Origin of the sequence: Allorhizocola rhizosphaerae, from assembly GCF_003426775.1 — a bacterium.
Taxonomy (GTDB): Bacteria; Actinomycetota; Actinomycetes; order Mycobacteriales; family Micromonosporaceae; genus Allorhizocola; species Allorhizocola rhizosphaerae.
Window position 1 is genome coordinate 1 of sequence record NZ_QJUG01000330.1, and the last position, 7015, is coordinate 7015.

General features: G+C 67.3%; 8 protein-coding genes. 3 read left to right on the forward strand and 5 right to left on the reverse strand.

Going from position 1 to position 7015, the window contains the following annotated elements; all coding sequences use genetic code 11:
- From whiA to rapZ, 3 genes are all read right to left on the reverse strand, one after another.
- A partial coding sequence (gene whiA, locus DM816_RS38965; protein WP_117215508.1) for a DNA-binding protein WhiA occupies window positions 1–601 on the reverse strand: 601 nt, incomplete at its 3' end.
- Window positions 602–639: 38 nt separating this feature from the next.
- Window positions 640–1566 (reverse strand): gluconeogenesis factor YvcK family protein, encoded by a 927-nt coding sequence (locus DM816_RS38970; RefSeq protein WP_117215503.1) that lies wholly within the window; start codon window positions 1564–1566, stop codon window positions 640–642.
- Window positions 1567–1570: 4 nt separating this feature from the next.
- A complete protein-coding gene (gene rapZ / locus DM816_RS38975) occupies window positions 1571–2443 on the reverse strand; it encodes an RNase adapter RapZ (RefSeq protein WP_246002630.1) in 873 nt (290 codons plus the stop codon).
- Window positions 2444–2498: 55 nt separating this feature from the next.
- Here rapZ and uvrC point away from each other — a divergent pair, with 55 nt between their 5' ends.
- From uvrC to DM816_RS38990, 3 genes are all read left to right on the forward strand, one after another.
- Window positions 2499–4361 carry an excinuclease ABC subunit UvrC gene (gene uvrC, locus DM816_RS38980; protein ID WP_117215505.1) on the forward strand — a complete coding sequence of 621 codons (1863 nt, stop codon included), beginning with the start codon at window positions 2499–2501 and terminating at the stop codon, window positions 4359–4361.
- Window positions 4358–4819: a GNAT family N-acetyltransferase gene (locus DM816_RS38985; RefSeq protein WP_117215506.1), complete on the forward strand. Its 462-nt coding sequence runs from the start codon at window positions 4358–4360 to the stop codon at window positions 4817–4819. Before uvrC ends, DM816_RS38985 begins: the two co-directional genes overlap by 4 nt.
- Window positions 4820–4921: 102 nt before the next feature.
- Entirely contained in the window at window positions 4922–5479 is a 558-nt protein-coding gene (locus tag DM816_RS38990; RefSeq protein WP_117215507.1) for a dihydrofolate reductase family protein, read from the forward strand.
- A gap of 1 nt (window position 5480) precedes the next feature.
- Here DM816_RS38990 and DM816_RS38995 read toward each other — a convergent pair whose 3' ends face one another.
- Window positions 5481–5663, reverse strand: a complete 183-nt coding sequence (locus tag DM816_RS38995; RefSeq protein ID WP_211589045.1) for a hypothetical protein — start codon at window positions 5661–5663, stop codon at window positions 5481–5483.
- A 28-nt stretch (window positions 5664–5691) separates the two neighbouring features.
- Entirely contained in the window at window positions 5692–6495 is an 804-nt protein-coding gene (locus DM816_RS39000) for a MerR family transcriptional regulator (protein ID WP_117215509.1), read from the reverse strand.
- Between the last annotated feature and the right edge of the window lie 520 nt (window positions 6496–7015).

The window sequence follows — 7015 nt, forward strand, 5'->3', positions numbered from 1 at the left end:
CGCCGATCCGGGTGAGCAGGGCCGCGATCGCGTCGCCGTCCTTGACCACGACCCGGTCGACGCCGCGGACCTCGCGGGCCTTGGCGGCGATGCCCAGCCGGCGGGCCGCGCCTACGAGCGCCAGCGCCGACTCGGGGCCGGGGCACGTGATCTCCAGCGCGCAGGAGCGGCCGGGCTCGGTGAGCGAGCCGTGTGCGAGGAAGGCCCCGCGCCAGGCCGCGACGGCGCAGCAGACCAACCCGTTGACCACATTTTGCGGCAGCCCGCGCACCGGGCGGCCGCGCACGTCGAGCAGACCGGTCTGGCGGGCCAGAGCCTCGCCGTCCTTGACTATCCGGACGATGTAGTGGCTGGCCTTGCGCAGCCCACCCGATGCCAGAATGTGGACCTCTGATGGGTACCCATATAAGTCGGCAATTGATGTTCTTAAGCGGCGGGCGACCGCGCCGGTGTCGAGCTCGGCTTCGACCACAACCCGGCCCGACACGATGTGCAGCCCTCCGGCAAAGCGCAGCAGTGCCGCCATCTCGGACCTTCTACAGCAGGGTTTGGGCACATCGACCCGGCTCAGTTCGTCTTTCACGGCTGCGGTCATCGCCATCGTCATGTCACCTCGGGGGCCGTCTTGTTCGTACGTGCTTAACGAGCGGTACCAAGGAGAGGCACCAGGGCCCGCCCTAATCGGACCGGATCGTGTCGTGCGGTCCCGTCCTGGACGGCAATCTCGGCTTGCGCAACACGGGCTCCGAGTGATTGTGCCGCATGAGCGACCGCTTCGGGATCGGGAACAGCGTTTCTATCGACCAGTACAAAGTTAATCTTCAAATCCGGGAGGTACCGGCTCAGGGCCGACACATGGTCCGGTAAGGACAGTCCGACGGTCTCGTTGTCGGCCGCCAGGTTGAGCGTGACCAGCCGCTGCGCCGGGCTCGACACGATCGCCTTGGCCAGGTCGGGCACGAGCAGGTGCGGGATGACGCTGGTGTACCAACTTCCGGGCCCGAACAGCAGCCAGTCGGCCTCACCGATGGCCTTGAGCGCCTCGGCGCACGCGGCCGGCGCGGGCGGGGCGATGCGCACCTGCAGCACCTCACCATCGGCGATCGCGATCTCGTGCTGCCCGCGGATGGTCGTGACGGCGTCGCCCTGCCGGATGTCGGCCTCGATGCCCAGCGGCTCGCACGCCATGGGAAGCACCCGCCCCACGGCGTTGACCATCGCCGCCGCATGATCGAGCGCCATCACTGGATCGCCGACCAGCTCCATCAGTCCACACAGGACAAGGTTGCCCACGGCATGCCCACCGAGGGGCTCATCCCCGGGAAAGCGGTATTGGAACAGAGCCGCACTGCCCACGCTCAGCTGGTCGACCCCGGCCAGCGCGACAAGGGCCTGTCGCAGGTCGCCCGGGGGCAGGACGCCACGCTCGGCGCGCAGCCGCCCGCTGGAGCCGCCGTCGTCGGCGACCGTCACCACCGCCGTGATGTCCAGCGGAAGGTTGGTCGCGCGCAGTGCCCGAAGGCTGGCGCCGAGGCCGTGTCCCCCACCGAATGCGACTACCCGCAACTACTCACTCCCGTCCCAAGTCACGGTGCTGGGCATGTGCCACCACCCTCAGCTCGCGCAGCCGCCGCGCCAGTTCCTCCGCGATGGCCACGCTGCGGTGCTTGCCGCCGGTGCAGCCGACGGCGACCGTCAGGTACCTCTTTCCCTCGCGTTCGAAACCCGGCGCGGTGGTCATGACCATCCGGGCATACGTCTCGACGAAGGTACTCGCTCCTCGCTGGCCCAACACGTACTTGCTGACCTGCTCTTCCCGCCCCGAATGATCCCTCAGTTCGGGTACCCAGTAGGGATTGGGCAGGAATCGGGTGTCGAGCACAAAATCGGCATCAGGTGGCAAGCCATACTTAAAGCCGAAAGATAGCACGGTGACCCGCAGCTTCAGCTCCTCCGGGCTGGCGAAAAGCTCCTCCACCCGGGCCCGTAGCTGGTTCACGTTCAGGTGCGATGTGTCGATCAACACGTCGGCCTGTTCGCGCGCCTCCGCCAGCAATGCCCGCTCCTCGGCGATGCCGTCGGAAAGCCGACCGTCGCCCTGCAGCGGATGCGAACGGCGCACGCTTTCGAACCGCCGGATCAACACCTCGTCGTCGGCGTCGACGAACACCACGCGCGGCGTGTAACCGCGCTCCTGCAGCTCCCGGATCGCACCGGACAGGTCGGTCGAAAAGGCCCGGCTGCGCACATCGAGCACCATCGCCGTCTTGCGCGCCGCGCCCCCGGCCTTGGCCGCCAACTCCGCCAGCTGCACGAGCAGCGCCTGCGGCAGATTGTCGACGACATAGAACCCCACGTTTTCCAAGGCGCGCGCCACCGTGCTGCGCCCGCCGCCCGAAACCCCGGTGACCACCACCAGTTCGGTCTCCTGCTCCGCCCCCACTGCCACATCCTAGAGCGGGGCGGATCACTGGCGATCAGCTAGGTAGGCTTTGCCCGTGGCTGATCCGCTCACATATAGGCCCGCTCCGGGCAGCATTCCGGACGCGCCGGGGGTTTACCGCTTCCGCGACCCGAACGGCCGGATCATCTACGTGGGCAAGGCCAAGAGCCTGCGCAGCCGGCTCAACTCCTACTTCGCCGACTACGGCTCGCTGCACGCGCGCACCCAGCAGATGGTCACGTCGGCGTCCGGAGTGGACTGGGTGACCGTCGGGACCGAGGTCGAGGCGCTGCAGCTGGAGTACTCGTGGATCAAAGAGTTCGATCCCCGGTTCAATGTGCGCTATCGCGACGACAAGTCGTATCCGTACCTTGCCGTCACGCTCGACGAGGAGTTCCCGCGTCTTCAGGTGATGCGCGGGGCCAAGCGCAAGGGCGTGCGCTACTTCGGGCCCTATTCGCATGCGTGGGCCATCCGCGAGACGCTCGACCTGCTGCTGCGCATTTTCCCGGCGCGCACGTGCTCGGCGGGCGTGTTCAAGCGGGCCGGCCAGATTGGACGGCCGTGCCTGCTGGGCGACATCGGCAAGTGCTCGGCGCCGTGCGTCAAGCGGGTCAGCGCAGAGGAGCATCGCGCCATCGTGCTCGACTTCTGCGACTTCATGGCGGGCAAGACCGACACCATGCAGCGGCGGCTTGAGAAGCAGATGTATGAGGCCTCGTCCGCCCAGGAATATGAGCTCGCCGCCCGCCTGCGCGACGACCTGTCCGCGCTCAAACGGGCCATGGAGAAACAGTCGGTCGTGTTCGGCGACGGGACCGACGCCGACGTGGCGGCGTTCGCCGACGACCCGCTTGAGGCGGCCGTGCAGGTGTTTCACGTTCGCGGTGGCCGGGTGCGGGGCCAGCGGGGTTGGGTCGTCGAGAAGACCGAGGACCTGTCGCTCGGCGACCTCGTGGAGCACTTCTGCACCCAGATCTACGGCGAGGGGGGCGAGGCCGACGTGCCCCGCGAGTTGCTCGTGCCCGCCCTGCCGTCCGATGTGGACGCTCTCACGGAGTGGCTGTCGCAACGCCGCGGATCGCGCGTCACCCTCCGCGTGCCCCAGCGTGGCGACAAGAAGGCCCTCATGGAAACCGTGGCCCGCAACGCGCTTCAGGCACTGACTCAGCACAAGCTCAAGCGCTCCGGCGACCTGGCCGCCCGCGGCCGCGCGCTCGATGAGATCGCCGACGCGCTCGGCATGGCCAGCGGCCCGCTGCGCATCGAATGCTTTGACATCTCCCAGATCCAGGGCACCGACGTGGTCGCCAGCATGGTGGTCTTCGAGGACGGGCTGCCCCGCAAGAGCGACTACCGCAGGTTCATCATCAAGGGCGCGACGGACGACGTGTCGGCCATCCGCGAGGTCATCCGCCGCCGCTTCCACCGCCTCGACACCGAGGCCCCGGTGGAGGGCAGGAGGCAGCGCTTCGCCTATCCCCCGCAGCTGGTCGTGGTCGACGGCGGTGGCCCACAGGTCAACGCCGCCTCAGACGTCATGGCCGACATGGGAATCACCGATGTGGCCGTGTGCGGTCTGGCCAAGCGCCTCGAAGAGGTATGGCTGCCCGACGACTCCATGCCCGTGATTATGTCCCGCACCTCTGAAGGTCTCTATTTACTTCAGCGGGTACGAGATGAGGCGCACAGGTTTGCGATCACCTTCCACCGGCAGCGGCGTTCCGCGCGGATGAAAGCGTCCGATTTGGACAACATCCCGGGCGTGGGCGCGACCCGGCGCAAGGCGCTGCTGCGCGAGTTCGGGTCGGTCAAGCGCCTCTCCGCGGCCACCGTGGACGAAGTGTGCGCCGTGCCGGGCATCGGCCGCCGCACCGCACAAGCCATCCTCGACGCACTCAACGGGACCAAGTCATGACCACGGTTTCGGTCCGGCCCATGCGGCCCGGCGAACTTCCCGTGGTTGCCGGGCTCCGGTGGCAGTTCACCCAGGAGTTCGACGGCCCTATCGGGTACAAGAAAGAGGAATTTCTCCATCACTTCGTCGAATGGGCGCAGCGCAACCACGGCACGCACCACTGCATGGTCCTGCTGCGCGGCGACTTGATCATCGGTGTGGCCTGGCTCGCGATCACGCCGCGCGTGCCCAGCCCGAGTTCGGTCAACCGCCGATCGGGCGACCTGCAGTCGGTCTATGTCGTTCCCGCGGAACGCAATGCGGGCCTGGGCAGCCTGCTCATCGAGGCGATTCTGAACCTCGCCCGCGAGCTGGGCCTGGAGCGGGTCACCGTCCACTCCAGCGAACGCGCCGTCTGCGCCTACGCCCGGCAGGGCTTCTCCGACTCGCCGCAGCTGCGCCACATCAAGTTGGTCTAGGCCTCGACCTATCTCGGCTGTCCAATAGAACTGCATCCGCGTGTCGATCCCGCCCCGGGTCGTTCGACGCATACGTAGAGCCCGCGCGACGACAAGGAGACGATGGTGCAGACGCTCACTGTGGACCTGTTTCTCTCGGTGGACGGGTGGGCCAAGGGTGCCGACTCGCCCGGCTTCTTTGGATACTTCGGCCCGGACCTCGATGCCTGGATCACCACCGAGCTGGCCCAGCCACAACTGGTCGTGCTGGGCCGGCGCACCTACGAGGCGCTCGCCGGCCTGCCCGCGCAAGCGCGCGGGCACCGCATGGACGAACTGGACAAGGTCGTGTTCTCGTCAACCCTGCAGGCAGCCACCTGGCCCAACACGCGCATCTGCCGTGAAGACCTCGTCGGTGAGGTCGGCCGGCTCAAGCGCGACGGCGATATCCCGCTGCGCACCATGGGAAGCCTCTCCCTCGCCCGGCAACTCTGCGACGCGGGCCTGGTCGACCGCCTGCGCCTTATGACGTTCCCGCTTCTGGCCGGACCGTCGGGCCGGGAGCCGGCCTTCGCCGGCATGGCATCGGCCGACCTGGAACTCGTGAATCACCGGGCGCTCGACGGACGGATCCTGCTGGCCGAATACCGCCCGACAGGTCGCGACATTCCCCGCGCCTGACTTACCCGGCAGCGAGCCTGGAAAGTCCTTCGAAGCGGCCGACGAGGCGTGCCGTGACCGCATAGTTGTCACGGCCGCCGGCCACTTCGCGGCGTTCCATGCCGCCCGCGCGGGCGACGACCTCGCCAAAGAATGTCTGCGCCGAGCGGCCGTGCTCGTCGACCGCGACGGCATTGCTCGGCATGTATGTGGCGATGCGCGGACGCCGCGCTCTACTCCCAGGTCGCGGTGTCGGGGTCGATTCCGTTGGCACGCGCGCTGACATCGATGATCTGACGGAACCACGAGGCAAGCCCGACGCGGATGTCGTCGTAATGGGCAGCAAACCCCGGATCGGCCTCGAACATGCGACCGAGACACACCTGCATCTGCCTGGTAAGCGGAAAGTACGAAGCAAAAATCTCCCGATGCCACTCGACGAGTCGATTCGCTTCCGGGCTCCCAGGCGTGACACCGGCGTCCATCGCATCCCCCAGCGCACGTTCGAGACCGGCTACAGCGTCGGCTACGGCCTGCCATTCCTCCGCACCGCGAGAGGCCGATCGTTCGGCGTACTGCAGCCATTGCGTCGTGACTCCGTATCGCTGACGCGCTTGGGCGGGCCAGTCCGGATTCCACTCAGGCCCCAAGATCGCAGCCTGCTGCTCAACGGTCAGCAGCAGCCCGCGCTCGTGAGCCTCGATCATCCGATCCAGCCCGGCACCCAGTTGCTTGAGGCGATCGATCCGTTCAGTAACCTGAGCACGCTGCGCACGCAACGCGCCGGGCACGTCCACGGTCGAGTCGTCCAAGATGGCCCGAATCCTGTCCAGGCCCAGACCGATCTCGCGGTAGACGACGATGCGGTGTAAGCGTTCCAGATCACCAGCGGTGTAGAGCCGGTATCCGGCAGCCGTGCGCAGCGACGGTCGCGCCAACCCGATCTCATCCCAGTGGTGCAGCGCGCGGACTGTCACGCCGAGACGCGTCGAGACCTGACCGACGGTCAGTCCATCGGCGTCAGCGGCATCAAGCATGCCCCCCATTGTCGCCGCGCCCGACCCCCAGCCGGGCGTGATCCCCATGACCTCTCCTGACCGCCAAGCAAAGGCTCCACCAAGCGAAACCCACCCGTGCATTCTCCAGAGTGATCACCGCCACATCGCAGGAGTATCCGGTCGTTCAGGCGCCACCCACGCGAAACTGAAGCTCATCGGTGTCTGCTCCGAAACGCTCACCGGCGCGACGAGGAATCCACCCACAGAAGCCTGCCGGGGGATGCTGAACAGAGCCCACGCATCCGACGCCGCCAAACCGCTCCGCTCGTCACGAACGCGCGCATGCCACAACTGCCACAGAAGGGGACATGGGACTACTCTCCCCTACCCAACAATGCGAGCACACCACCGACCACAGCACCCAAACACCACCACGGAACGGATTACGCCACCCCACGCCCCCGGCCGCAGCACCAACACCACCACGCAGCGGATCAACCCACCACACCACCACAGAGCCGACTAGCCCACCCACCACCGCCACACGCGGCACACGCCC

Coding starts and splice junctions, on each gene's coding strand:
- DM816_RS38985 (WP_117215506.1), top strand. CDS start 4,358: ATGACCACGGTTTCGGTCCGGCCCATGCGGCCCGGCGAACTTCCCGTG.
- DM816_RS39000 (WP_117215509.1), bottom strand. CDS start 6,495: ATGCTTGATGCCGCTGACGCCGATGGACTGACCGTCGGTCAGGTCTCG.
- DM816_RS38990 (WP_117215507.1), top strand. CDS start 4,922: ATGGTGCAGACGCTCACTGTGGACCTGTTTCTCTCGGTGGACGGGTGG.
- DM816_RS38995 (WP_211589045.1), bottom strand. CDS start 5,663: ATGCCGAGCAATGCCGTCGCGGTCGACGAGCACGGCCGCTCGGCGCAG.